At 44.0% G+C, this 252-nt stretch carries 1 pseudogene; it reads right to left on the reverse strand.

Going from position 1 to position 252, the window contains the following annotated elements:
• Positions 1-252: pseudogene (locus tag EG849_RS15755) on the reverse strand (hypothetical protein); the annotation flags it as partial.

Here is a 252-nt window from a genome sequence, read left to right on the forward strand (position 1 = left end):
CAAAGAAAACAAGTAGTCCTGCACTTGTTCGGGATCCAGTTCGGTAGGGATTTTGCCGAAATATAAGGAAATGGCTGCCACATGGCGCGCATAATTATCGAACGTACTTTGGCTCCTGCCTAAAACCGAGACCGTACGCTCAAAACGTTGAAGCAATTGCTCAAATCCCGGAACTTCTCGCCTGGCTTGGTTGAGAATTTTGTTCTCTCTTAATGCGTCAGGATGCTTTTTTTTGTAATCATAGTTTACGAA

The organism is Flavobacterium macacae, assembly GCF_003865365.1.
Taxonomy (GTDB): Bacteria; Bacteroidota; Bacteroidia; order Flavobacteriales; family Flavobacteriaceae; genus Flavobacterium; species Flavobacterium macacae.